This is a genomic window from Streptomyces sp. NPDC005408, assembly GCF_040606445.1.
Classification (GTDB): Bacteria; Actinomycetota; Actinomycetes; order Streptomycetales; family Streptomycetaceae; genus Streptomyces.
The window spans coordinates 1-22,473 of the sequence record NZ_JBEXEX010000021.1 but is presented as its reverse complement, the minus strand read 5'-3'; the positions used below and the strand labels follow the sequence as shown (position 1 = coordinate 22,473).

Here is a 22,473-nt window from a genome sequence, read left to right as displayed (position 1 = left end):
CCCACTGAAGGGGACCACTCCATGCAGATCGCGATCCTGCTCTACGACCGCTTCACCACGCTCGACGCCGTCGGCCCGTACGAGCTGCTCGGCCGGCTGCCGGGTGCCGAGACGGTGTTCGTCGCCGAGGAGGCCGGTCCCGTACGCAACGACCAGGGCAGCCTCGCGCTGGTCGCCGACCGCACCCTCGCCGAGGTGCCCGCCCCGGACATCGTCCTGATCCCGGGTGGCCCCGGCTCACGCGGGGCCATGCACGACGAGACGATCCTGGACTGGGTCCGCACCGCCGACGCCACCAGCACCTGGACCACCTCCGTGTGCACCGGCTCGCTCGTGCTCGCCGGGGCGGGCCTCCTCAAGGGACGCCGCGCCACCTCCCACTGGCTCTCGCTGGACGAGCTGGTGCCGTTCGGTGCCGAGCCGACCGGGGAGCGGGTCGTCTTCGACGGCAAGTACGTCACGGCCGCTGGGGTCTCGTCCGGTATCGACATGGCCCTGCATCTGCTCGGCCGGATCGGGGGCGACGAGACCGCCCAGACCGTACAGCTGCTCACGGAGTACGACCCGCAGCCGCCCTACGACGCGGGTTCGCCGGACAAGGCGCCTGCGAAGATCGTTGACTACTGGCGCGGCCAGGCGGAGAAGGTCACACAGTCCAGGTGAAACGGGGCGCCTTGCGCTCCAGGAAGGCGGCGACCCCCTCGGCGGGGTCGCCGCTCTCGCGCGTCTGCTCCTCCCAGTGGGCGTCCCGGTCGGTGCGGCCGGTCGCGAACTCCTTCGCGGCGGCCTGGGTCAGCTGCGAGCGTGTCGCGACGATCCGCGTGAACTCCGCGACCCGCTTGCCCAGTTCGCCCTTCGGCAGGACCTCGTCCACCAGTCCGGTGCGCAGCGCCCGTTCCGTATCGATCAACTCGCCCGAGAAGAGCAGGTACTTGGCGGCGGCCGGACCGACCAGCGAGACGAGGCGCCGGGTGGACGAGGACGGGTAGACGATCCCGAGCTTCGCGGGCGTCACCCCGAACAGCGCGTCCTCCTCCGCGAACCGCAGATCGCAGGCCGCGGCCAGCTGGCAGCCGCCGCCCACGCAGTAGCCGCGCACTGCGGCGAGCGTCGGCTTCGGAAAGGCGGCGAGCGCCTCCTCGGCCTGTACGGCGAGAAGCTGAGGGGCCTCGCCGGGCTCCCGCAGCGAGGAGATGTCGGCACCGGCGCAGAAGGTCGAACCCTCGCCGGTCAGCACCAGTGCCCGTACCGAATCGTCCGTGGCCAGCTCCGCAAGCAGCCCGGGCAGCGCGCGCCACATTCCCGCGGTCATGGCGTTGCGCTTGGCGGGATTGCTGATGACGACGGTGGCGATCCCGTCGGCGACGGTGAGTTCCAGCTGCGGCTCCATGCGCCGGATCGTATCCGCCGGACCGGAAGGGACTGGTGGGCGTGCATTCAGCCAGAAGAAGATCAGGAACAGTCGTACAACTGACGCTGTCATACGCACCCGCTCAAAAAGCGTCGAAAGGTGCTGACTTGTGTTCAGCGGCTCGGTCCGGACCAACTGACTACCAACACTTATTACTCGATGGTCAGTGGCAGTCGAGCCGAGGGTGGGTGCCGGACTATGGAGAGCCGCGGGAGCGTCCCGGCCCGGCCCCTGTCGTACGAGGGCGTCTGGCGATTCACCGCTCCTGCGGTAGACATCTCCGTACCGCAGGCCCGCCACGCCGTGAGGGATCTGCTGAATCGTCAAGGCGTCCCCGTCCAGGACGACCTCGTCCAGGGGCTCCTGCTGATCGTCTCCGAACTGGTCACCAATGCCGTACGGCACGCGGCCCTGCTCTCGCCCGAGATCGCCGTCGAGGTCGCCATCGGTACGGAGTGGATCCGGGTGTCCGTGGAGGACAACCATCCCTACCGGCCCAAGGCGCTGGAGACCGACTACGGGCAGACCGGCGGCCGCGGTCTGCTTCTCGTACGCGAGATCACCCTGGAGGCCGGCGGATCCTGCGACGTCGAGCACACCGCGAACGGCGGGAAGATCATATGGGCCGCGCTGCCGCTGCGGCCTGGCGGCGGCTCCGCGGCCCTGTAGAGCGCCGCCCTGTAGAGCGCTGTAGGGCGCCCTGCCCGTTCGGTCACCAGCCGCCGGACGGGCCCGTCAGCTCCCTGATCGCCGGGCGGGCCGCGTCGAGCACGGTCATGAACCACGCCGAGAACGGACCCTCGGCGTGCCGCTCCGCCAGTTCCTTCGGCGTCACGAAGGCCGTCTCGCCGACCTCGTCCGGGTCCGGCCGCAGGGGAGCCTGCACCAGTCCCACGAACAGGTGGTTGTACTCCTGCTCCACCAGCCCGGAGTCGGGGTCCGGGTGGTTGTAGCGGACCGTGCCCGCCTCCGCGAGCAGCGAGGGCGAGATTCCCAGCTCCTCCTGCGTACGCCGGGCGGCCGCCGCGAACGGGGCCTCGCCCGGATACGGGTGCCCGCAGCAGGTGTTCGACCAGACACCGGGGGAGTGGTACTTCCCCAGCGCGCGGCGCTGCAGCAGCAGCCGCCCGTGCTCGTCGAACAGGAACACGGAGAACGCCCGGTGCAGCTGCCCGGGCGCCTGATGGGCGGAGAGCTTCTCCGCGGTGCCGATGGTGTTGCCGTGCTCGTCGACCAGTTCGAGCAGGATCGCTTGGGGGGTGCCGTTCGACGAGCTGTTCGTCGCGGTGGCTGGTGAGGTCGGCATAACCATCCTTCGCATCGGTCCTCGGCGGCCCTGAGGGGCCTGCCCAGTCTGCCGTACAAAAGCGGCTTGTCCGCACTTAGGCAGCCCGGGCATGTCCGCCCCCGTCGCGCCGGAACGCGACGGAGGGGACGTACTTCGTCACACTCCGAATACCCCTGGATAGTCGATCGTGCCCATCGGCACGCCCCCGGAACCGTCGAGCACAAGGGCCATCATGGCCTCGTCGGGTACCTCGAAAGGAGGCCTGATTCCATACCGCGAGGCAGGCTCGAAGCCGAACCTCGGGTAGTAGCCCGGATGCCCCGTGACCAGCACGAGTCGCTCCCCGCGCACCCTCGCCACATCGAGCACGGCCCGCACGACGGCCTGGCCTGCACCGCCGCCCTGATGCTCGGGAGCGACCGCGACGGGTGCGAGCGCCAGAGCGCGGACGCCCTCGACTTGGCACCGGGTGAGCAGCGCATACGCGGCGACCGTGCCATCCGGCGCCTCGGCGACGTACGACATCCCCGGCAGCCATACGTCGCCGTCCATGCGCAGCGCATCTACAAGGCCCGCCTCTCCCGCGGTCGCGAAGGCGGCGGCATTGATGGCGCGCACCGCCGGAATGTCGGCCGCCGTCTCCGGCCTGGTGTGCCAGCGCGTGTCGGCGGGACGCAGCACATAGCCGGTGTAGCCGTACTGCGTGCCGTGGTCACGGCGCATCGCGAGCTCCGCCCGGGTGGCGGCCAGCGCCTCGGCCATGCCCGGAGCCGATGCGTCCGCGGCATCGGCCCGCTCGCCGAGCGGGCCGTAGTACTCCTGCCAGTCGCTCTCGGGCTGCCGGTGCACTCCGAGGACGTTGTAGCCCGCGTCGACGGCCGCCGAGACGTTCTGGGCGCTCGTACGCAGCGCATAGTGCTGGTCCCAGAAGGCGCGGGCTTCGGCCGAGGGATCCTCGGCGGTCCACTCGCACTCGGTGAGAACCAGGCAGCCGCCCGGCGCGAGCAGCCGCTGCCACTGCCGCAGCGCGGTGTCGAAGCCGATGGTGTACGCCGAGCTCTCGGCCCAGACGAGATCGAACGAGCCGTCAGGGAAGGGGAGTTCGGCCATGTCCGCGCGCACGGTGCGGATCGCGCGGGTGAGTTCGCGGGCTTGTGCGCTGTGCCGCAGTTTGTCCAGGAACGGTTCGTGCAGATCGACTGCGGTCACCTGCGCACCGGCCTCCGCGGCGAGCAGCAGCGCGGAACGGCCGGGGCCGCAGCCCAGATCGAGCACGCGCGGCCGCGAAGGCAGCGGCCCCGCGAGGGCGAGCAGCCTGCGGGAGGTGTCGTCGGAGCCGGGCCCCTGTCGTGGCAGCCCGTCATGCAGGGCGAAGAAAGCGTCGTGAAGAGCGGTGTCGGACAACGTGGGAACCCCCCGGCCCTCAGTGACAGAGCCTGGCCTCGTGCTCGGCATGGCCGACCGGCTCAAGCTGGAAGGTGCAGTGCTCCACATCGAAGTGATCGCCGATGCACCCCTGCAGATCGTGCAGCATCTTCTCGTGTCCGACCGCGTCCAGGACATCCTGGTGCACCACAACATGCGCCGAGAGCACCGGCATCCCGGACGTGATCGTCCAGGCGTGCAGATCGTGTACGTCCTCGACCCCGGCCAGGGCCACTATGTGCGCGCGCACCTCACCCATGTCGACGCCCTTGGGGGCCGCCTCCAGCAGGACATTGAGCGTCTCGCGCAGCAGCTTCCAGGTGCGCGGCACGATCATCAGGCCGATGACCAGGGACGCGATGGGGTCGGCAGCCTGCCAGCCGGTGGCGAGGATGATGCCCGCCGAGACCAGGACGGTCAGCGATCCGAGGGTGTCCGCGAGGACCTCCAGATACGCCCCGCGGACGTTCAGGCTCTCCTGCTGGCCCCGTACGAGCAGGGAGAGCGAGACCATGTTGGCGACCAGACCGACCACGGCGAACGCGATCGTCAGACCGCCCCGGGTGTCGGCCGGAGTGATGAAGCGCTGCACCGCCTCGTACACCAGATAGCCGCCGACACCGAGCAGCAGCACACAGTTGGCGAGCGCGGCCAGGATCTCGGCCCGTGCGAAGCCGAAGGTGCGGTTGACTGCCGTCGGCCGGTTGGCGAAGTGGATCGCCAACAGCGCCAGGGCAAGACCGACCGCGTCCGTCGCCATGTGCGCGGCGTCGGCGATCAGGGCTAGCGAGTCGGACAGGATGCCGCCGGCGATCTCCAGGACCATCACGCCCAGCGTGATCGACAGGGCGATGCGAAGGCGTCCCTTGTAGGCCGATGCCGCGGTGCCGGTCGGCGGCGGTCCGCCGTGAGAATGCCCGTGGTCGTGCCCAGCCCCCATGAGAGACGCCTCCTGGTCAGTGGAAGTGACTGCCGAGACCTCAGTGAACTACGGGTGGGGGGTATCGGGCAACACGGGACTGAACACCGTTGTCATATCGCCTGACCTGCGGAAACGTCCGTGGAACGTTGACGGGAACGTCGTGCGGAAGGCCCGCAGGTCAGGGCGCTGACAAGATCAGTGGGCGCGGGCCCCGGGGTGCCGCAGGCACCAGCCGTCCCAGGCCGACTCGACCATCTCGCGAACCCCGCGCGAGGCCGTCCAGCCCAGTTCCTTGGTGATCAGATCGACCGAGGCGACCGCCTTGGCGGCATCACCGGGACGGCGCGGCTCGATCACCGGCTCCCCGTCGTATCCCGTGACCTCAGCCACCAGATCGGCGAGCTCGCGCACCGAGACTCCGGCCCCGCGGCCGATGTTGACGGTCAGATCCCCGGCGCCGTTCCGCTCGGCGAGCCTGCGGGCCACGGCGAGATGCGCGTCGGCCAGATCCGCGACATGGATGTAGTCCCGGATGCAGGTGCCGTCCGGGGTCGGATAGTCCGCGCCGAAGATCCGCGGGGCCTCGCCGCGCGTGATCCGGTCGAAGAACATCGGGATGATGTTGAACACCCCGGTGTCCGCGAGCTCCGGCCGGGCCGATCCGGCCACATTGAAGTAGCGCAGACAAGCCGTCGAGATGGAGTGTGCCTTGCCTGTCGCCCGGACCAGCCACTCGCCCGCCAGCTTCGTCTCGCCGTACGGATTGATGGGCTCGCAGGGGGCGGACTCGGGGATCAGTTCCACCTCGGGCACCCCGTACACGGCGGCCGACGAGGAGAACAGGAACTGCTTCACACCGGCCTCGACGACCGCCTCGAGCAGCACCGTCAGCCCGTGCACATTCTCCCGGTAGTAGTGCAGCGGCTGCTCGACGGACTGTCCGACCTGCTTCTTCGCCGCGAGATGCACCACACCGGTGACCTCGTGGTCCGCGAGCGCGCGGTCGAGCAGCTCCCGGTCCAGGACCGCCCCCCGCACCAGCGGGATCTCCTGCGGCAGCCGCTCGACGACGCCCGACGAGACGTCGTCGAGGACGACGACCCGCTCACCTGCTGTCGTCATGGCCCGCGCCACATGCGCGCCGATGTACCCCGCTCCACCTGTGATCAGCCAAGTCATGACCGCCACCCTAGGCGGCTCGGCCCGCGGTTTGTTAGGCAAGCCTCTGATCGACGATGATGATCTCGGCGGGCCCATGGTGGGCCATGTTCATGCCGAGCGGGGCGTGAACGGCCAGTGAAATCCCGCTTCCGTACATCCGATAGCCTCTGCCGACGAGCCGCCGCCCGTGTTACCGGGCCGTGCCGCCGCGCACCCGCACCCTCAGCTCCAAGGAGTGAGTTCGTCTGTCGACCGCCATCCTCACCGGTCCGCCGGTACCCGGATCGTCGCTCGAGGGCGATCTGCGGTCGCTGGGCTTTGACGTACGGATCGCCTCCGGCGCCCAGGACACCGCGGCGCTGATCGCCGCCGTCCCGGCCGCCGACCGCGTCGCCGTCGTCGACCCCCGCTTCGTCGGGCACGTCCACTCCCTGCGGCTGGCACTGACGGACCCCCGCTTCCCCGCTGCCGCGGTCCCCGGCGCACTGACGGCGCAGCCGGAGGCGCGGACGGCGCTGACCCGTGCCCTGACGGCCGTCGGCACCGGCACCCCATCCGGCGCCGGCGACATCCTGTCGGCAGTCCGGGCCGTGGTGCTGCCCGACGTGCTCGCCGACGCGCTCGACGCCGACGGCACCGCCGTGCACCGGCCCGAGCTGGGATCGCTCGTCGCGCGCGTGCCCGGTGACCCGCAGGCCCGTAACGAGGCCCGGCAGGCCGTCGAGGCCGTCGACGACGAGGCCATACGGCTGCGTTCCGCCGTGAAGGCCCGCGACGGCTTCTTCACGACCTTCTGCATCAGCCCGTACTCCCGCTATCTCGCCCGCTGGTGCGCACGCCGCGGACTGACTCCCAACCAGGTCACCACCGCCTCGCTGCTCACCGCGCTGATCGCGGCCGCCGCCGCGGCCACCGGAACGCGCGGCGGCTACATCGCCGCCGGCCTGCTGCTGCTCTTCTCCTTCGTCCTGGACTGCACGGACGGTCAGCTCGCCCGCTACTCGCTGCAGTACTCCACGCTGGGCGCCTGGCTCGACGCGACCTTCGACCGCGCCAAGGAGTACGCGTTCTACGCGGGCCTCGCCCTCGGCGCCGCCCGCGGCGGTGACGACGTATGGGCGCTGGCGCTCGGCGCGATGGTGCTGCAGACCTGCCGCCATGTCGTGGACTTCTCGTTCAACGAGGCGAACCACGACGCCGTGTCCAACACGAGCCCCACCGCCGCCCTCTCCGACAAGCTCGACAGCGTCGGCTGGACGGTCTGGGTGCGCAGGATGATCGTCCTGCCGATCGGCGAGCGCTGGGCGATGATCGCCGTGCTGACCGCCGTGACCACGCCCCGGATCGTCTTCTACGCCCTGCTCATCGGCTGCGCCTTCGCCGCCTGCTACACCACCGCGGGCCGCGTTCTGCGCTCGCTGACCCGCAAGGCACAGCGGACCGACCGCGCCGCCCAGGCGCTCGCCGACCTGGCCGACAGCGGCCCGCTCGCCGAGAGCGCCGCGGGAGCTCTCAGGGCGAAGGTGCGGCAGCTTCCCGCGTTCGCCCCGTTCGTGATCGCCCTGGCGGGTGGCGCCGCCGTGGTGGCGGCCGCCGCGTTCACCGACTACGGCTCGCCCTGGCCGGCCGTCGCGGCTGTGGCGTATGTCATCAGCTCGGGCATCGCCGTCGCCCGCCCCCTCAAGGGCGCCCTCGACTGGCTCGTCCCGCCCGTGCTCAGGGCCGCCGAATACGGCACCGTCCTGGCCCTGGCGGCCCGCGCCGAGGTGAACGGGGCTTTGCCCGCGGCCTTCGGCCTGGTGGCGGCTGTCGCCTACCATCACTACGACACGGTGTACCGCATCCGCGGCGGTACGGGCGCGCCCCCGCACTGGCTGGTGCGGGTCATCGGCGGGCACGAGGGGCGGACCCTGGCAGTCGCAGTGCTGGCCGCCCTGGTCACAGCCGCTCATTTCACGATCGCGCTGACGGCCCTCGCTGTGGCCGTCGCACTCGTGGTGCTCGCGGAGAGCATCCGCTTCTGGGTGTCCTCCGGAGCACCCGCCGTACATGACGAAGGAGAACCCGCATGATCGGCCTCGTACTGGCAGCCGGTGCCGGACGGCGTCTTCGCCCCTACACCGACACGCTTCCGAAGGCCCTCGTGCCCGTCGACGGCGACACCACCGTCCTCGATCTCACCCTGGGGAACTTCGCCGAGATCGGACTCACCGAGGCAGCCATCGTCGTCGGCTACCGCAAGGAGGCCGTCTACGAGCGCAAGGCCGCCCTGGAGGCGAAGTACGGCCTCAAGCTCACCCTCGTCGACAACGACAAGGCCGAGGAGTGGAACAACGCCTACTCCCTGTGGTGCGCGCGTGACGTCCTCAGGCAGGGCGTGATCCTCGCCAACGGCGACACCGTCCACCCCGTCTCCGTCGAGCGGACCCTGCTCGACGCCCGCGGCTACGGCCAGAAGATCATCCTCGCCCTCGACACGGTGAAGCACCTCGCCGACGAGGAGATGAAGGTCATCACCGAGGGCGACCAGGGTGTGCGGCGCATCACCAAGCTGATGGACCCGGCCACCGCCACCGGCGAGTACATCGGCGTCACCCTCATCGAGCCCGAGGCGGCCGACGAGCTCGCCGACGCGCTGAAGACCACCTTCGAGCGCGACCCCGACCTCTACTACGAGGACGGCTACCAGGAGCTCGTGAACCGCGGCTTCACCGTGGACGTGGCCCCCATCGGCGACGTCAAGTGGGTCGAGATCGACAACCACGAAGACCTCGCGAAGGGCCGTGAGATCGCGTGCCTGTACTGACCCGACTGATCCCGTCCCCGGTCGTCGTCGACATCACCCGCGGCGCCCTGGACGACCTGGCCGGTCTCCTGGCCGACCAGCGGATCTCCTCCTCCGGCAAGCTCGCGATCGCGATCAGCGCCGGCTCCGGCCAGTCGCTGCGCGAGAAGCTCGCGCCGGTCCTGCCGGGCGCCGACTGGTTCGCGGTCGCCGGGGGCACCATCGACTCCGCCGTCAAGCTCGCCGACGACATCAAGGGCAAGCGGTACGACGCCGTGGTCGGCCTCGGCGGCGGCAAGGTCATCGACGTGGCGAAGTACGCGGCCGCCCGGGTCGGCCTGCCCATGGTCTCCGTCGCGACGAACCTGTCCCACGACGGCCTGTGCTCGCCGGTGTCCACCCTGGACAACGACAACGGCCGCGGCTCCTACGGTGTCCCGACGCCGATCGCGATGGTCATCGACCTCGACGTCATCCGCGAGGCCCCGGTCCGTTTCGTACGCTCCGGCATCGGCGACGCGATCTCCAACATCTCGGCCATCGCGGACTGGGAGCTGTCCCACCGCGTCACCGGTGAGGCCGTCGACGGACTGGCCGCCGCCATGGGCCGCACCGCAGGGGAATCCGTACTGCGCCACCCCGGAGGCGTCGGCGACGACGAGTTCCTCACGGTCCTCGCCGAAGCACTCGTACTCTCCGGCGTTGCGATGTCGATCAGCGGGGACACCCGCCCCTCGTCCGGCGCCTGCCACGAGATCAGCCACGCCTTCGACCTGCTCTACCCCAAGCGGGCCGCCAGCCACGGTGAGCAGGTCGGCATCGGAGCCGCCTTTGCGATGCACCTGCGTGGCGCGCACGAGAAGTCCGGACTCTTCGCCGAGGTGCTCCGCAGGCACGGCCTGCCGGTGCTGCCCGAGGAAATCGGGTTCTCCACGGACGAGTTCGTCCGGGCCGTGGAGTACGCACCACAGACCCGTCCGGGCCGCTTCACCATCCTCGAGCACCTTGACCTCACCACCGATCAGATCAGGGACGCGTACGCCGACTATGCCAAGACCATCAGTAGCTGAACTCCGTCCGGTCGTTCACCCGGCGGGAGTGAAGGACCGGCGAAGCGGCGAGCACTGGGGCGGCCGCCTGTACATGCGCGAGATCTCCTTGCGCATCACCCGCCGCCTGGTCACCACCAAGGTCACGCCGAATCAGCTGACCTACCTGATGACCCTCTGCGGTGTCCTCGCCGCCCCGGCCCTGCTGGTGCCGGGCATCTGGGGCGCCGTCCTCGGCGTCGTGGCGGTCCAGCTCTACCTGCTGCTCGACTGTGTCGACGGCGAGGTCGCCCGCTGGAAGAAGCAGTTCTCGCTCTCCGGGGTCTACCTGGACAGGGTCGGCGCCTACCTGTGCGACGCGGCGGTCCTGGTCGGCTTCGGCCTGCGCGCCGCGGACCTGTGGGGCCCCGGGCAGATCGACTGGCTGTGGGCCTTCCTCGGCACTCTCGCCGCGCTCGGCGCGATCCTGATCAAGGCCGAGACCGACCTGGTCGGCGTCGCCCGCCACCAGGGCGGGCTTCCGCCGGTCAAGGAGGCGGCTGCCGAGCCCCGCTCGTCCGGCATGGCGCTCGCCCGCCGGGCCGCCGCCGCGCTGAAGTTCCACCGGCTTGTCCTCGGCATCGAGGCGTCGCTGCTGATCCTCGTGCTGGCCGTCGTGGACCAGATCCGGGGCGACCTGTATTTCACCCGCCTCGGCGTCGCCGTGCTGGCAGGCATCGCCCTGCTCCAGACGGTGCTGCACCTGGTGTCCATCCTGGCTTCGAGCAGGCTCAAATGAGTACGCCCATGAAGCTCGGCGCGGTCATCATCACCATGGGCAACCGCCCCGACGATCTGCGCGCCCTCCTCGACTCGGTCGCCAAGCAGGACGGCGACCCGATCGAGGTGGTCGTGGTCGGCAACGGCGCCCCGGTCACCGATGTCCCCGAGGGCGTACGCACCGTGGACCTTCCCGACAATCTGGGCATCCCGGGCGGCCGCAATGTCGGCATCGAGGCCTTCGGCCCCTCCGGCTCCGACGTCGACGCGCTGCTCTTCCTCGACGACGACGGTCTGCTGCCCAACAGCGACACCGGTGAGCTGGTGCGCAAGGCCTTCGCGGCCGATCCGAAGCTGGGCATCGTCAGCTTCCGTATCGCCGACCCGGAGACCGGGCTCACCCAGCGCCGCCACGTCCCGCGGCTGCGCGCCTCCGACCCGATGCGCTCCTCGCGGGTGACAACGTTTCTCGGCGGCGCCAACGCCGTGCGTACGAAGGTCCTCGCCGAGGTCGGCTCGCTTCCGGACGAGTTCTTCTACGCCCATGAGGAGACGGACCTCGCCTGGCGGGCGCTGGACGCGGGCTGGGCGATCGACTACCGCTCGGACATGGTGCTGTTCCACCCGACGATGCCGCCGTCCCGGCATGCGGTCTACCACCGCATGGTGGCCCGCAACCGGGTCTGGCTGGCCCGCCGCAACCTGCCCGCGCCCCTGATCCCCGTCTACCTCGGTGTCTGGGTGCTGCTCACGCTGCTGAGGCGGCCTTCGCTGCCCGCCCTGAAGGCCTGGTTCGGCGGATTCAAGGAAGGCTGGCAGACTCCCTGTGGTCCTCGTCGGCCCATCAGGTGGCGTACGGTGTGGCGCCTGACCCGGCTGGGCCGCCCTCCTGTCATCTGACATGCTCGGTCCTGAGAGCATCGGGCGTACTCCCGGGACCTGGACGTCTGAGCCTGCGCCCGACCGGCTGCGCATCTTGAACACGAAAGTTTCAACTTGTGAGTGACACAACCCATGACGGTGCGATCGTGACGAGCGCCCCGCCATCTCCCGACGACGGCCTGACGTCGGCGCAGCTCGCCGCCAAGTACGGCCTGTCGGTGAGCGGTGCCCGACCGGGTCTCGTCGAATACATCCGGCAGCTCTGGGGCCGGCGCCACTTCATTGTGGCGTTCGCCTCGGCGAAACTGACCGCCCAGTACAGCCAGGCCAAGCTCGGCCAGCTCTGGCAGGTGGCGACGCCGCTGCTGAACGCGGCCGTGTACTACTTGATCTTCGGGCTCATCCTGGGGACCAGGAAGGGCATCGCCAACGATGTCTTCATCCCCTTCCTGGTGACGGGCGTCTTCGTGTTCACCTTCACGCAGACCTCCGTGATGGCCGGTGTCCGCGCGATCTCGGGCAATCTCGGGCTGGTGCGGGCCCTGCACTTCCCCCGGGCGGCACTGCCGATCTCCTTCGCGCTTCAGCAGCTTCAGCAGCTGATGTTCTCGATGATCGTGCTGTTCATCATCGCGATGGCCTTCGGCAGCTATCCCTCGCTCAGCTGGCTGCTGATCGTGCCCGCGCTGGGCCTGCAGTTCGTCTTCAACATCGGCATCGCCCTGATGTTTGCGCGGCTGGGCAGCAAGACGCCCGACCTGGCCCAGCTGATGCCGTTCATCATGCGCACCTGGATGTACGCCTCGGGCGTCATGTACTCCATCCCGGTCATGCTGAAGGACAAGCCGGCCTGGATCTCCGATGTGCTGGGCTACAACCCGGCGGCGGTCTACATGGACTTGGTCCGCTTCGCGCTGATCGACGGGTACGGCGCGTCCAATCTGCCGTCGCACGTCTGGTTCGCGGCCGTCTTCTGGGCGATTCTCTTCGGCGTCGCCGGCTTTGTGTACTTCTGGAAGGCGGAGGAACGCTATGGACGTGGCTGACAGCAACCCGGGACGCATCCCGACCGTCATCGCCGACGACGTGCACATCGTGTACCGCGTGCACGGCGGCAGCGGCGGCAAGGGCAGCGCCACCGCGGCCCTCAGCCGGATACTCCGCCGCGACAAGGCCGAGGCGGCCCGCGGTATCCGCAAGGTCCACGCCGTACGCGGTGTCTCCTTCACCGCGTACCGCGGCGAGGCGATCGGCCTGATCGGAACCAACGGCTCCGGCAAGTCGACCCTGTTGCGTGCCATCGCCGGCCTGCTGCCGACCGAGAGCGGCATGGTGTACACCGACGGTCAGCCCTCCCTGCTCGGCGTCAACGCCGCGCTCATGGGCGACCTGACCGGCGAGCGCAACGTCATCCTCGGCGGCCTGGCGATGGGCATGTCGCGCGAGGAGGTCCGCGACCGGTACCAGGGGATCGTCGACTTCTCGGGCATCAACGAGAAGGGCGACTTCATCACCCTGCCGATGCGCACCTACTCCTCCGGCATGGGCGCCAGGCTCCGCTTCTCCATCGCCGCGGCCAAGGACCACGACGTCCTCATGATCGACGAGGCGCTGGCGACCGGTGACCGCAAGTTCCAGATCCGCTCCGAGGAGCGCATCCGCGAGCTGCGCAAGGAAGCCGGCACGGTCTTCCTGGTCAGCCACGGTGCCAAGACGATCAGGGACACCTGCGACCGCGTCCTGTGGCTGGAGCGGGGCGAACTCCTGATGGACGGCCCGACCGACGAGGTCCTGCGGGCCTACGAGAAGGAGACCGGCAAGTAGCTGGACCGCGAAGATCCAGGAATTCTCCCGAGACCGAGGATTCCTCCGAAGAAGACCCCCGTTGCCGCATCCCGGCGGGGGTCTTCTGCGTCCCTAGGGGGACACGGCCCGCGACCCGACAAAGGGGCCCCGATCGTCAAGCGAAGGTCAATTCCCCAGCCGCCGGGGAAGGTTGGCCAGGATTGAAGTGTTCTTGTAATGCACGCAACACCCGGACGTATCACCGCGCGTTGTACAACGTAAGCTGTACCGGTGCTGAATCGCGGCAATCGGGGCGATACCCCCTAGGCATCCCGTCCGCCAGGCGGTCTCCCCTCAGTCGGGAGGACCGGCGGCGTGTCCGAAATAGGATGGATTGGATCGGCAGTGTAGAACGGGAGACGTGACGGCAATGATGGGAAATCTCCAGCTCCGCGAGGCTTTCGCCGTCCCCGTACCGGGCAGCTCCGTATGACGGGCACCCGGCAGGCGCGCATCGAGGCCTCCGCGCGCGCCACACTCGACAAGGCCGCGGACGAGAACTTTCCCGTGGCTCCCTTCTTCCTGCCGCGAGCCTGGCGCGATGACCTGATGGCGGTGTACGGCTACGCCCGCCTTGTCGACGACATCGGCGACGGCGACCTCGCACCCGGCGGCGCGGACGCCCGTCACCTCGGCGTCGACCCCGCGAGGGCCGACGACCGGCTGCTGATGCTCGACGCGTTCGAGACGGATCTGCGCCGCGTTTTCGCCGCAGCCGGCGCCGATCCGCACCACCCGCTGCTGCGCGCCCTGAAGCCCGTCGTACGCCGCTGCTCCCTCACCCTCGAGCCCTTCATCGGGCTGATCGAGGCCAACCGCCAGGACCAGCTGGTGGGGCGTTACAAGACGTACGACGAGCTCGTCGCGTACTGCGAGCTCTCCGCCAACCCGGTCGGGCGTCTGGTGCTCCAGATCACCGGGACCGCCAGCCCCGAGCGCGTCCGCCGCTCCGACGCGGTCTGCACCGCCCTCCAGATCGTCGAGCACCTCCAGGACGTCAGCGAGGACCTGGGGCGCGACCGGATCTATCTGCCCGCCGAGGACATGCAGCGCTTCCATGTCACGGAGGAGGACCTCGCCGCACCGACCGCGGACGCGTCGGTGCGCGCACTGATCGCATACGAAGCCGAACGCGCCCGGCAACTGCTGAATGAAGGCACACCACTGGTGGGTAGCGTCCACGGCAGGCTGCGGCTGCTGCTCGCCGGGTTCGTGGCCGGCGGGCGCGCCGCCCTCACCGCGATCGCGGCTGCCGGACACGATGTGCTGCCCGGACCGCCCAAGGCGACCAAGGCCAATCTGCTGCGTGAAGTGGGAGCAGTCTTGCGAAGAGCGCGTAGAGAGGGGTGAGCCGGACGATGGAGGGACCGACGGAGGTGTCGGCGCCGGTGCAGGCCGCATACACCTACTGCGAGGCCGTCACCGGACAGCAGGCGCGCAACTTCGCCTACGGGATCAGGCTGCTGCCGACCGACAAGCGACAGGCCATGTCCGCGCTGTACGCGTTCTCGCGGCGCGTCGACGACATCGGTGACGGCGCGCTGGCGCCCGAGGCCAAGCTCAACCGGCTCGAAGGCACGCGTGAAGTGCTGGAACGCATCCGCCTGGGCACGGTCGACGAGGACGACACCGACCCGGTCGCGGTCGCCCTCACGGACGCGGCACGCCGCTTCCCGCTGCCGCTCGCCGGGCTCGACGAGCTCATTGACGGCGTCCTCATGGACGTGAGCGGCCAGACCTACGAGACCTGGGACGACCTCAAGGTCTACTGCCGGTGTGTCGCGGGCGCGATCGGGCGGCTCTCGCTCGGCGTGTTCGGCACCCAGCCCGGCGCGCGCGGCGTCGAGCGCGCCGCCGAGTACGCCGACACGCTGGGGTTGGCCCTTCAACTCACCAACATCCTCAGGGACGTTCGCGAGGACGCGGCCAACGGACGCACCTATCTGCCCGCCGACGACCTCGCCAAGTTCGGCTGTTCCACGGGCTTCCACACCGCCATCCCGCCGGCCGGCTCCGACTTCGCGGGCCTGGTGCACTTCGAAGTACGGCGCGCCCGCACCCTGTTCGCGGAGGGCTACCGCCTGCTGCCCATGCTCGACCGGCGCAGCGGCGCCTGTGTCGCCGCGATGGCCGGGATCTACCGGCGCCTTCTCGACCGCATCGAACGCGACCCCGAGGCGGTGCTGCGCGGCCGCGTCTCTCTGCCGGGGCGGGAGAAGGCGTACGTCGCCGTGCGCGGACTGTCCGGACTCGACGCCCGCCACATCACGCGGCAGACCCTCAGGGGGCGTGTCTGATGCGGGTGAACAACCGGCGGGCAACCGTCCGGTCCGAGGCGGCGTCCCTGACTGCAACAGCGGGCCTGGGGGAGGACGCATGACGGACGACGACATGCGGTCCCGGCACGCGGTGGTGGTCGGCGGAGGGCTCGCCGGAATCACCGCGGCGCTGCAACTCGCCGAAGCGGGAGTGAGCGTCACTCTGGTCGAAGGCCGCCCGCGACTGGGCGGCCTCGCCTTCTCCTTCCGCCGCGGCGACCTGACCATCGACAACGGCCAGCATGTGTATCTGCGCTGCTGCACCGCGTACCGCTGGTTCCTCGACCGGGTCGACGGCGCTCATCTCGCCCCGCTCCAGGACCGTTTGGACGTGCCGGTGCTGGACGTGGCACGCAAGCGCGGACCGCGTCTGGGCCGGCTGCGCCGCAGCGCGCTGCCCGTGCCGCTGCACCTCGCCGCCAGCCTCGCCACCTATCCGCACCTCTCGCTCGCCGAGCGCGCGGCCGTCGGGCGCGCCGCACTGGCGCTCAAGAAGCTCGACCCCGCCGACCCGGCACTGGACGGCATCGACTTCGGGACCTGGCTGGGCCGCCACGGCCAGTCGCAGCGCGCCATCGAGGCCCTGTGGGACCTCGTCGGCGTGGCGACACTGAACGCCACCGCGCCCAACGCCTCGATGGGGCTCGCCGCGATGGTCTTCAAGACCGGACTGCTCTCCGAGCCCGGAGCGGCCGACATCGGCTGGGCGCGGGTACCGCTCGGGGACCTGCACGACACGCTGGCCCGCAAGGCCCTCGACTCGGCCGGCGTACGCACCGAGCTCTCGACCCGTGTCCGCGGTATTTCCCGTGCGGAGTTCGGGCGCTGGCAGGTCGAGCTGGACCGCGAGCTGCTCGAGGTGGACACCGTCGTCCTCGCCGTACCGCAGCGCGAGGCCCACGCACTGCTGCCCGAGGGAGCCCTCGAGGACCCCGACAGGCTGCTCGACATCGGCACCGCGCCGATCCTCAACATCCATGTGCTGTACGACCGCAAGGTGCTGCGGCAGCCCTTCTTCGCCGCGCTGGGCACGCCGGTGCAATGGGTCTTCGACCGCACCGAGGCCTCGGGGCTCGCGGACGGCCAGTATCTGGCCCTGTCCCAGTCCGCCGCCGAGGACGAGATCGACGAGCCCGTCGCCGCACTGCGCGAGCGGTATCTGCCCGAGCTTGAGCGGCTGCTGCCCGCCGCGCGCGGCGCCCAGGTGCGGGACTTCTTCGTCACCCGGGAACGGACGGCGACCTTCGCCCCGACCCCGGGCGTCGGCAGGCTGCGACCCGGTGCGCGTACCAGAGCGCCGGGCCTGTACCTTGCGGGCGCGTGGACCGCCACCGGCTGGCCCGCGACCATGGAGGGTGCCGTACGCAGCGGCTTCAGCGCCGCCGGCGCCGCACTCTCCGCTCTCGGCCGTCCCCATGAACATCCGCTCAAGGAGGCGGCGTGAGCACCAGTACTGGAACAAGAGGAGAGATCGTGCCGACTGTGCCCTCGGCGAACCCGGCTGATGACACCGCAGCCGGAGGAGAGAGCCTGGACATCCTTGCGCTGCTGGAGCGCGGGCGGACCATGTCCACCCCGGTGCTGCGTGCCGCCATCAACCGGCTCGCGCCGCCCATGGACACCGTCGCCGCCTACCACTTCGGCTGGATCGACGCGCAGGGCCGGCCCGCCGACGGGGACGGCGGCAAGGCCGTACGCCCGGCGCTCGCGCTGCTGTCCGCCGAGGCCGCCGGAGCCGCCCCCGAGGTCGGCATCCCCGGTGCCGTCGCCGTGGAGCTGGTGCACAACTTCTCGCTGCTGCACGACGACCTGATGGACGGGGACGAGCAGCGCCGCCACCGCGACACCGTGTGGAAGGTGCACGGCCCTGCCCAGGCGATCCTCGTCGGCGACGCGCTGTTCGCGCTCGCGGGCGAGGTGCTTCTGGAGCTCGGCACGGTCGAGGCGGGCCGCGCCACGCGCCGCCTGACGACCGCAACGCGCAAGCTGATCGACGGCCAGGCCCAGGACATCTCCTACGAGCACCGCGAGCGGGTCACCGTCGAGGAGTGCCTGGAGATGGAGGGCAACAAGACGGGCGCGCTGCTGGCCTGCGCCTGCTCCATCGGCGCGGTGCTCGGCGGGGCGGACGACAAGATGGCCGACACGCTGGAGGCGTACGGCTACCACCTCGGCCTCGCCTTCCAGGCCGTCGACGATCTGCTCGGCATCTGGGGCGACCCGGAGGCCACCGGCAAGCAGACCTGGAGCGATCTGCGCCAGCGCAAGAAGTCCCTGCCGGTCGTCGCCGCGCTCGCGGCGGGCGGCCCGGCGTCGCAGCGTCTCGGGGAGCTGCTCGCGGCCGATGCCAAGAGCAATGACTTCGACAGCTTCTCCGAGGAGGAATTCGCCACCAGGGCAGCCCTGATCGAGGAGGCGGGCGGCCGCGAGTGGACCTCGCAGGAGGCCCGCAGGCAGCACGCGGTGGCGATCGAGGCCCTGAACGGTGTCGACATGCCGGAGCGGGTCCGGGCGCAGCTCGTCGCGCTCGCGGACTTCGTCGTCGTACGAAAGAGATGATCGCCATCATCCGTATATGACCTCGCAGTCGCCGGCCGGTGCACGGGCAACCGGGCGCCGGCCGACGGAGACCCCAGCACAGCAGAGAACCACTGCAACGAAGGGGAAGCCATGACAGCGACGACCGACGGAAGCAGCGGGCCCGTGGGGCTCGGGGCAGCCGCGGCCAGTGAAACAACCGACATCACAACTGCCACCAGTGAGGTCGTCGAGGCCGCCGCTCGGGCAGCGGAACGCTCCGTGGAGCATCTGCTGGGCCGTCAGGACGCCGAGGGCTGGTGGAAGGGCGACCTCGAGACCAATGTGACGATGGACGCCGAGGATCTGCTGCTGCGCCAGTTCCTCGGCATCCAGGACGAGCGGACCACCGAGGCGGCCGGCCGCTTCATCCGCGGCGAGCAGCGCGAGGACGGCACCTGGTCCACCTTCTACGGCGGGCCCGGCGAACTCTCCACCACCATCGAGGCATACGTCGCGCTGCGGCTGGCCGGTGACCGGCCGGACGAACTGCACATGTCACGCGCCTCCGCCTGGATCAGGGACCGCGGCGGCATCGCGGCGAGCCGGGTCTTCACCCGGATCTGGCTGGCGCTCTTCGGCTGGTGGAAGTGGGACGACCTCCCCGAGCTGCCGCCCGAGCTGATCTTCTTTCCCAAGTGGCTCCCGCTCAACATCTACGACTTCGGCTGCTGGGCGCGGCAGACGATCGTGCCGCTCACCGTCGTCTCGGCCAAGCGACCGGTACGGCCCGCGCCGTTCGCGCTCGACGAGCTGCACACCGACGCGCGGATCCCGAACCCGCCCAAGCCCCTTGCCCCCGCCGCGAGTTGGGACGGCTTCTTCCAGCGGGCCGACAAGGTGCTGCACGCCTATCACAAGATCGCGCCGCGCCGGCTGCGCCGGGTCGCGATGAACGCGGCCGCGCGCTGGATCATCGAGCGCCAGGAGAACGACGGCTGCTGGGGCGGCATCCAGCCGCCCGCCGTGTACTCCGTCATCGCTCTGCATCTGCTCGGCTACGACCTCCAGCACCCTGTCATGCGGGCGGGCCTGGAGTCGCTGGACCGTTTCGCCATCTGGCGCGACGACGGCGCCCGCATGATCGAGGCCTGTCAGTCGCCCGTCTGGGACACCTGCCTCGCCACCATCGCGCTCGCCGACGCGGGACTGGCACCCGACCACCCGGCCCTGGTCAAGGCCGCCGACTGGATGCTGGGCGAGGAGATCGTACGGCCCGGAGACTGGGCGGTACGCAAGCCCCAACTGGCCCCCGGTGGCTGGGCGTTCGAGTTCCACAACGACAACTACCCGGACATCGACGACACGGCCGAGGTCATCCTCGCCCTGCGGCGGGTCAAGCACCCTGACCCGCAGGCCGTCGACGCGGCGGTCGCGCGGGCGGGCCGCTGGACCATGGGCATGCAGTCCAGGAACGGCGCATGGGCAGCCTTCGACGCCGACAACACCAGCGCGTTCCCCAACCGGCTGCCGTTCTGCGACTTCGGCGAGGTGATCGACCCTCCGTCCGCGGACGTCACCGCGCATGTCGTCGAGATGCTGGCCTACGAGGGCAAGGCCCACCACCCCCGTACCCGCCGCGGCATCGAGTGGCTGCTCGCCGAACAGGAGCCGAGCGGCGCCTGGTTCGGCCGCTGGGGCGTCAACTACGTCTACGGAACGGGCTCGGTGGTCCCGGCGCTCACCGCGGCCGGACTGCCCGTCTCGCACCCGGCGATCCAGCGCGCCGTGCGCTGGCTCGAATCCGTCCAGAACGACGACGGAGGCTGGGGCGAGGATCTGCGCTCCTACCGCGAGCAGGAGTGGATCGGGCACGGCGAGTCCACCGCCTCCCAGACCGGGTGGGCGCTGCTCGCACTGCTCGCGGCGGGCGAGCGGGAGAGCAAGACGGTCGAGCGGGGTGTGGCCTGGCTCGCCGAGACCCAGCAGGCGGACGGGTCCTGGGACGAGCCGTACTTCACCGGCACCGGCTTCCCCTGGGACTTCTCGATCAACTACCACCTCTACCGGCAGGTCTTCCCGCTCACGGCGCTCGGCCGCTATGTGCACGGGGAACCCTTCGCCGACCGTGCGGGCAGCGCCTCCCACAGTGGCAAGGGGGGCTGATGGACCGAACCCCGGAGCCGTCCGGTTCCACTGCGCCGCTGCTGATCGCCTGTGCGCTCGGCATCGAGAAGCTCGCCCTGCGCAGCGGCGACCGCAGTGCCGCACGCGGACCGGTCACCGTGCTCCGTACCGGCATGGGTCCGCACAACGCGGAGCGTGCCGTCCTCGGAGCACTGGGTGAGGGGACGCTGCGGGACGCGGCGGTCGTCGCCTCCGGCTTCTGCGCCGGGCTCGCCCCGGGGATGCACCCCGGGGACCTCGTGGTCGCCGACGAGACCCGCCATACGGGCGGCTCCTCGGTCTGCACGGAAACTGAACTGCTGGTCAAGGCGGTGGCCCGGGCGGTGCCCGGTCGCACCGTGCACACCGGCCCGCTGACCGGCTCCGACCATGTCGTACGCGGACATGAACGGGCCGAGCTGCGGGCCACCGGGGCGATCGCGGTGGACATGGAGTCCGCGGCCACACTCCGCAGCGCTCTGAGTGCCGGGCCCCGCCCGGTTGCGGCCGTCCGGGTGGTCGTGGACGCTCCAGAGCATGAGCTGGTCCGTATTGGGACGGTGCGCGGTGGAATATCAGCCTTCCGTGTTCTTCGTGCCGTCCTTCCTGCTTTTTTCGAATGGCACCGTTCTTTGCTGCTCCCCAGGAGGTGAGCTAGATGGCCATGCCGCTCCGTCAGACCATCAGGGTCGGGACGTACCTCTTTGAACAGAAGCTGCGCAAGCGTGAGAAGTTCCCGCTGATCGTCGAGCTGGAGCCGCTCTTCGCCTGCAATCTGAAGTGCGAGGGGTGCGGGAAGATCCAGCATCCGGCCGGGATTCTGAAGCAGCGCATGCCGGTCGCGCAGGCGGTGGGGGCGGTGCTGGAGTCCGGGGCGCCCATGGTCTCCATCGCGGGCGGCGAGCCGCTGATGCACCCTCAGATCGATGAGATCGTGCGTCAGTTGGTGGCGAAGAAGAAGTACGTCTTCCTCTGCACCAACGCGATGCTGCTGCGGAAGAAGATCGAGAATTTCACCCCTTCTCCCTACTTCGCCTTTGCCGTGCACATCGACGGGCTGCGCGAGCGGCACGACGAATCGGTCGCCAAGGAAGGCGTTTTCGACGAGGCGGTGGAGGCGATCAAGGAAGCCAAGAAGCGGGGCTTCCGGGTCACCACCAATTCGACCTTCTTCAACACCGACACCCCGCAGACCGTGATCGAGGTGCTGAACTACCTCAATGACGACCTGAAGGTGGACGAGATGATGATCTCGCCCGCGTACGCCTACGAGAAGGCACCCGACCAGGAGCACTTCCTCGGTGTCGAGCAGACCCGCGAGCTGTTCAAGAAGTCCTTCGCGGGCGGCAACCGGCGGCGCTGGCGGCTCAACCACTCGCCGCTTTTCCTCGACTTCCTGGAGGGCAAGGCCGACTTCCCGTGCACGGCCTGGGCGATCCCGAACTACTCGCTCTTCGGATGGCAGCGCCCCTGCTATCTGATGGCCGACGGATACGTCCCCACGTACCGGGAGCTCATCGAGGAGACCGACTGGAGCAAGTACGGCCGCGGCAAGGACCCGCGCTGCGCCAACTGCATGGCGCACTGCGGCTACGAGCCCACCGCCGTCCTCGCCACCATGGGCTCCCTCAAGGAGTCCCTCAGGGCGGCACGCGAGACCGTCTCGGGAAACCGCGGGTGACGTGATGTCCCTAGGAGAGCCAGTCGCACTGGGGCTCCCGGAGCTGCCGGCCCGGCCGATCGCGATACGCCGCACCTCGCGGCGCATCCAGGTCGGCTCGGTGGCCGTCGGCGGGGATGCTCCGGTGTCGGTGCAGTCGATGACGACCACGCGGACCTCGGACATCGGCGCGACGCTGCAGCAGATCGCGGAGCTGACGGCTTCGGGCTGCCAGATCGTGCGGGTCGCGTGCCCCACGCAGGACGACGCCGACGCGCTTGCCAC

General features: G+C 69.9%; 22 protein-coding genes. 17 read left to right on the top strand and 5 right to left on the bottom strand.

The genetic code is table 11. The features are described 5' to 3' along the window. Positions 1-21 precede the first annotated feature (21 nt). On the top strand, positions 22-663 hold the full coding sequence (locus tag ABZS64_RS20710; protein WP_355831404.1) for a DJ-1/PfpI family protein: 642 nt from the start codon (positions 22-24) through the stop codon (positions 661-663). Here the strand turns inward: ABZS64_RS20710 and ABZS64_RS20705 are convergent. Then, a complete protein-coding gene (locus tag ABZS64_RS20705) occupies positions 647-1,390 on the bottom strand; it encodes an enoyl-CoA hydratase-related protein (RefSeq protein WP_355831401.1) in 744 nt (247 codons plus the stop codon). The genes ABZS64_RS20710 and ABZS64_RS20705 overlap by 17 nt on opposite strands. A 219-nt stretch (positions 1,391-1,609) precedes the next feature. Here ABZS64_RS20705 and ABZS64_RS20700 point away from each other — a divergent pair, with 219 nt between their 5' ends. Beyond that, positions 1,610-2,080 carry an ATP-binding protein gene (locus ABZS64_RS20700; protein WP_355831399.1) on the top strand — a complete coding sequence of 157 codons (471 nt, stop codon included), beginning with the start codon at positions 1,610-1,612 and terminating at the stop codon, positions 2,078-2,080. A 43-nt stretch (positions 2,081-2,123) separates the two neighbouring features. Here the strand turns inward: ABZS64_RS20700 and idi are convergent, their stop codons facing one another. The 4 genes from idi to galE all read right to left on the bottom strand — a co-directional run bounded on the left by idi (position 2,124) and on the right by galE (position 6,225). Next, the gene (gene idi / locus ABZS64_RS20695) at positions 2,124-2,717 is read right to left on the bottom strand and encodes an isopentenyl-diphosphate Delta-isomerase (RefSeq protein WP_355831397.1); all 594 of its coding nucleotides are present in this window, start codon (positions 2,715-2,717) and stop codon (positions 2,124-2,126) included. 138 nt (positions 2,718-2,855) lie between these two features. Beyond that, positions 2,856-4,103: a bifunctional class I SAM-dependent methyltransferase/N-acetyltransferase gene (locus ABZS64_RS20690; RefSeq protein ID WP_355831394.1), complete on the bottom strand. Its 1,248-nt coding sequence runs from the start codon at positions 4,101-4,103 to the stop codon at positions 2,856-2,858. 19 nt (positions 4,104-4,122) lie between these two features. Next, complete coding sequence (locus tag ABZS64_RS20685) at positions 4,123-5,064, bottom strand: cation diffusion facilitator family transporter (protein ID WP_355831391.1); 942 nt, start codon at positions 5,062-5,064, stop codon at positions 4,123-4,125. A 177-nt stretch (positions 5,065-5,241) separates the two neighbouring features. Then, positions 5,242-6,225 (bottom strand): UDP-glucose 4-epimerase GalE, encoded by a 984-nt coding sequence (gene galE / locus ABZS64_RS20680; protein WP_355831388.1) that lies wholly within the window; start codon positions 6,223-6,225, stop codon positions 5,242-5,244. 227 nt (positions 6,226-6,452) lie between these two features. On the opposite strand from galE, the gene ABZS64_RS20675 reads away from it, so the two are divergent. The 15 genes from ABZS64_RS20675 to ABZS64_RS20605 all read left to right on the top strand — a co-directional run. Next, the gene (locus ABZS64_RS20675) at positions 6,453-8,279 is read left to right on the top strand and encodes a DUF5941 domain-containing protein (protein WP_355831652.1); all 1,827 of its coding nucleotides are present in this window, start codon (positions 6,453-6,455) and stop codon (positions 8,277-8,279) included. After that, positions 8,276-9,013: a phosphocholine cytidylyltransferase family protein gene (locus ABZS64_RS20670; RefSeq protein WP_355831385.1), complete on the top strand. Its 738-nt coding sequence runs from the start codon at positions 8,276-8,278 to the stop codon at positions 9,011-9,013. Before ABZS64_RS20675 ends, ABZS64_RS20670 begins: the two co-directional genes overlap by 4 nt. Next, on the top strand, positions 9,001-10,062 hold the full coding sequence (locus ABZS64_RS20665; protein WP_355831382.1) for an iron-containing alcohol dehydrogenase family protein: 1,062 nt from the start codon (positions 9,001-9,003) through the stop codon (positions 10,060-10,062). Before ABZS64_RS20670 ends, ABZS64_RS20665 begins: the two co-directional genes overlap by 13 nt. Further along, complete coding sequence (locus tag ABZS64_RS20660) at positions 10,040-10,819, top strand: CDP-alcohol phosphatidyltransferase family protein (protein ID WP_355831379.1); 780 nt, start codon at positions 10,040-10,042, stop codon at positions 10,817-10,819. The genes ABZS64_RS20665 and ABZS64_RS20660 overlap by 23 nt, the downstream gene beginning before the upstream one ends. Further along, complete coding sequence (locus tag ABZS64_RS20655; protein ID WP_355831376.1) at positions 10,816-11,700, top strand: glycosyltransferase; 885 nt, start codon at positions 10,816-10,818, stop codon at positions 11,698-11,700. Before ABZS64_RS20660 ends, ABZS64_RS20655 begins: the two co-directional genes overlap by 4 nt. Positions 11,701-11,798: 98 nt before the next feature. Then, the gene (locus ABZS64_RS20650) at positions 11,799-12,728 is read left to right on the top strand and encodes an ABC transporter permease (protein WP_355831373.1); all 930 of its coding nucleotides are present in this window, start codon (positions 11,799-11,801) and stop codon (positions 12,726-12,728) included. Further along, on the top strand, positions 12,721-13,506 hold the full coding sequence (locus tag ABZS64_RS20645; RefSeq protein WP_355831371.1) for an ABC transporter ATP-binding protein: 786 nt from the start codon (positions 12,721-12,723) through the stop codon (positions 13,504-13,506). Before ABZS64_RS20650 ends, ABZS64_RS20645 begins: the two co-directional genes overlap by 8 nt. Positions 13,507-13,956: 450 nt before the next feature. Continuing rightward, positions 13,957-14,877, top strand: coding sequence for a squalene synthase HpnC (gene hpnC, locus ABZS64_RS20640; RefSeq protein WP_355831368.1), 921 nt, complete (start codon positions 13,957-13,959; stop codon positions 14,875-14,877). A gap of 8 nt (positions 14,878-14,885) precedes the next feature. Beyond that, entirely contained in the window at positions 14,886-15,824 is a 939-nt protein-coding gene (hpnD, locus tag ABZS64_RS20635; RefSeq protein ID WP_355831365.1) for a presqualene diphosphate synthase HpnD, read from the top strand. A gap of 79 nt (positions 15,825-15,903) precedes the next feature. After that, the gene (hpnE, locus tag ABZS64_RS20630) at positions 15,904-17,289 is read left to right on the top strand and encodes a hydroxysqualene dehydroxylase HpnE (protein ID WP_355831362.1); all 1,386 of its coding nucleotides are present in this window, start codon (positions 15,904-15,906) and stop codon (positions 17,287-17,289) included. Between the two features lie 38 nt (positions 17,290-17,327). Further along, entirely contained in the window at positions 17,328-18,404 is a 1,077-nt protein-coding gene (locus tag ABZS64_RS20625) for a polyprenyl synthetase family protein (RefSeq protein WP_355831649.1), read from the top strand. Between the two features lie 111 nt (positions 18,405-18,515). Further along, entirely contained in the window at positions 18,516-20,528 is a 2,013-nt protein-coding gene (gene shc, locus ABZS64_RS20620) for a squalene--hopene cyclase (protein ID WP_355831359.1), read from the top strand. Further along, a complete protein-coding gene (locus ABZS64_RS20615; RefSeq protein WP_355831356.1) occupies positions 20,528-21,181 on the top strand; it encodes a 1-hydroxy-2-methyl-2-butenyl 4-diphosphate reductase in 654 nt (217 codons plus the stop codon). The genes shc and ABZS64_RS20615 overlap by 1 nt, the downstream gene beginning before the upstream one ends. 5 nt (positions 21,182-21,186) lie before the next feature. Then, positions 21,187-22,209, top strand: coding sequence for an adenosyl-hopene transferase HpnH (hpnH, locus tag ABZS64_RS20610; RefSeq protein ID WP_355831353.1), 1,023 nt, complete (start codon positions 21,187-21,189; stop codon positions 22,207-22,209). 4 nt (positions 22,210-22,213) lie between these two features. Beyond that, the coding region (locus ABZS64_RS20605) for a flavodoxin-dependent (E)-4-hydroxy-3-methylbut-2-enyl-diphosphate synthase (RefSeq protein ID WP_355831350.1) at positions 22,214-22,473 on the top strand (260 nt) is incomplete at its 3' end.

Bases quoted from the DNA above. Each gene is read 5' to 3' on its own strand.
- ABZS64_RS20615 (WP_355831356.1), top strand. From the start codon at position 20,528: ATGGACCGAACCCCGGAGCCGTCCGGTTCCACTGCGCCGCTGCTGATC.
- galE (WP_355831388.1), bottom strand. From the start codon at position 6,225: ATGACTTGGCTGATCACAGGTGGAGCGGGGTACATCGGCGCGCATGTG.
- ABZS64_RS20660 (WP_355831379.1), top strand. From the start codon at position 10,040: ATGCCAAGACCATCAGTAGCTGAACTCCGTCCGGTCGTTCACCCGGCG.
- ABZS64_RS20705 (WP_355831401.1), bottom strand. From the start codon at position 1,390: ATGGAGCCGCAGCTGGAACTCACCGTCGCCGACGGGATCGCCACCGTC.
- ABZS64_RS20655 (WP_355831376.1), top strand. From the start codon at position 10,816: ATGAGTACGCCCATGAAGCTCGGCGCGGTCATCATCACCATGGGCAAC.
- ABZS64_RS20685 (WP_355831391.1), bottom strand. From the start codon at position 5,064: ATGGGGGCTGGGCACGACCACGGGCATTCTCACGGCGGACCGCCGCCG.
- shc (WP_355831359.1), top strand. From the start codon at position 18,516: ATGACAGCGACGACCGACGGAAGCAGCGGGCCCGTGGGGCTCGGGGCA.
- hpnC (WP_355831368.1), top strand. From the start codon at position 13,957: ATGACGGGCACCCGGCAGGCGCGCATCGAGGCCTCCGCGCGCGCCACA.
- hpnE (WP_355831362.1), top strand. From the start codon at position 15,904: ATGACGGACGACGACATGCGGTCCCGGCACGCGGTGGTGGTCGGCGGA.
- ABZS64_RS20710 (WP_355831404.1), top strand. From the start codon at position 22: ATGCAGATCGCGATCCTGCTCTACGACCGCTTCACCACGCTCGACGCC.
- idi (WP_355831397.1), bottom strand. From the start codon at position 2,717: ATGCCGACCTCACCAGCCACCGCGACGAACAGCTCGTCGAACGGCACC.
- ABZS64_RS20700 (WP_355831399.1), top strand. From the start codon at position 1,610: ATGGAGAGCCGCGGGAGCGTCCCGGCCCGGCCCCTGTCGTACGAGGGC.
- ABZS64_RS20670 (WP_355831385.1), top strand. From the start codon at position 8,276: ATGATCGGCCTCGTACTGGCAGCCGGTGCCGGACGGCGTCTTCGCCCC.
- hpnD (WP_355831365.1), top strand. From the start codon at position 14,886: ATGGAGGGACCGACGGAGGTGTCGGCGCCGGTGCAGGCCGCATACACC.
- hpnH (WP_355831353.1), top strand. From the start codon at position 21,187: ATGGCCATGCCGCTCCGTCAGACCATCAGGGTCGGGACGTACCTCTTT.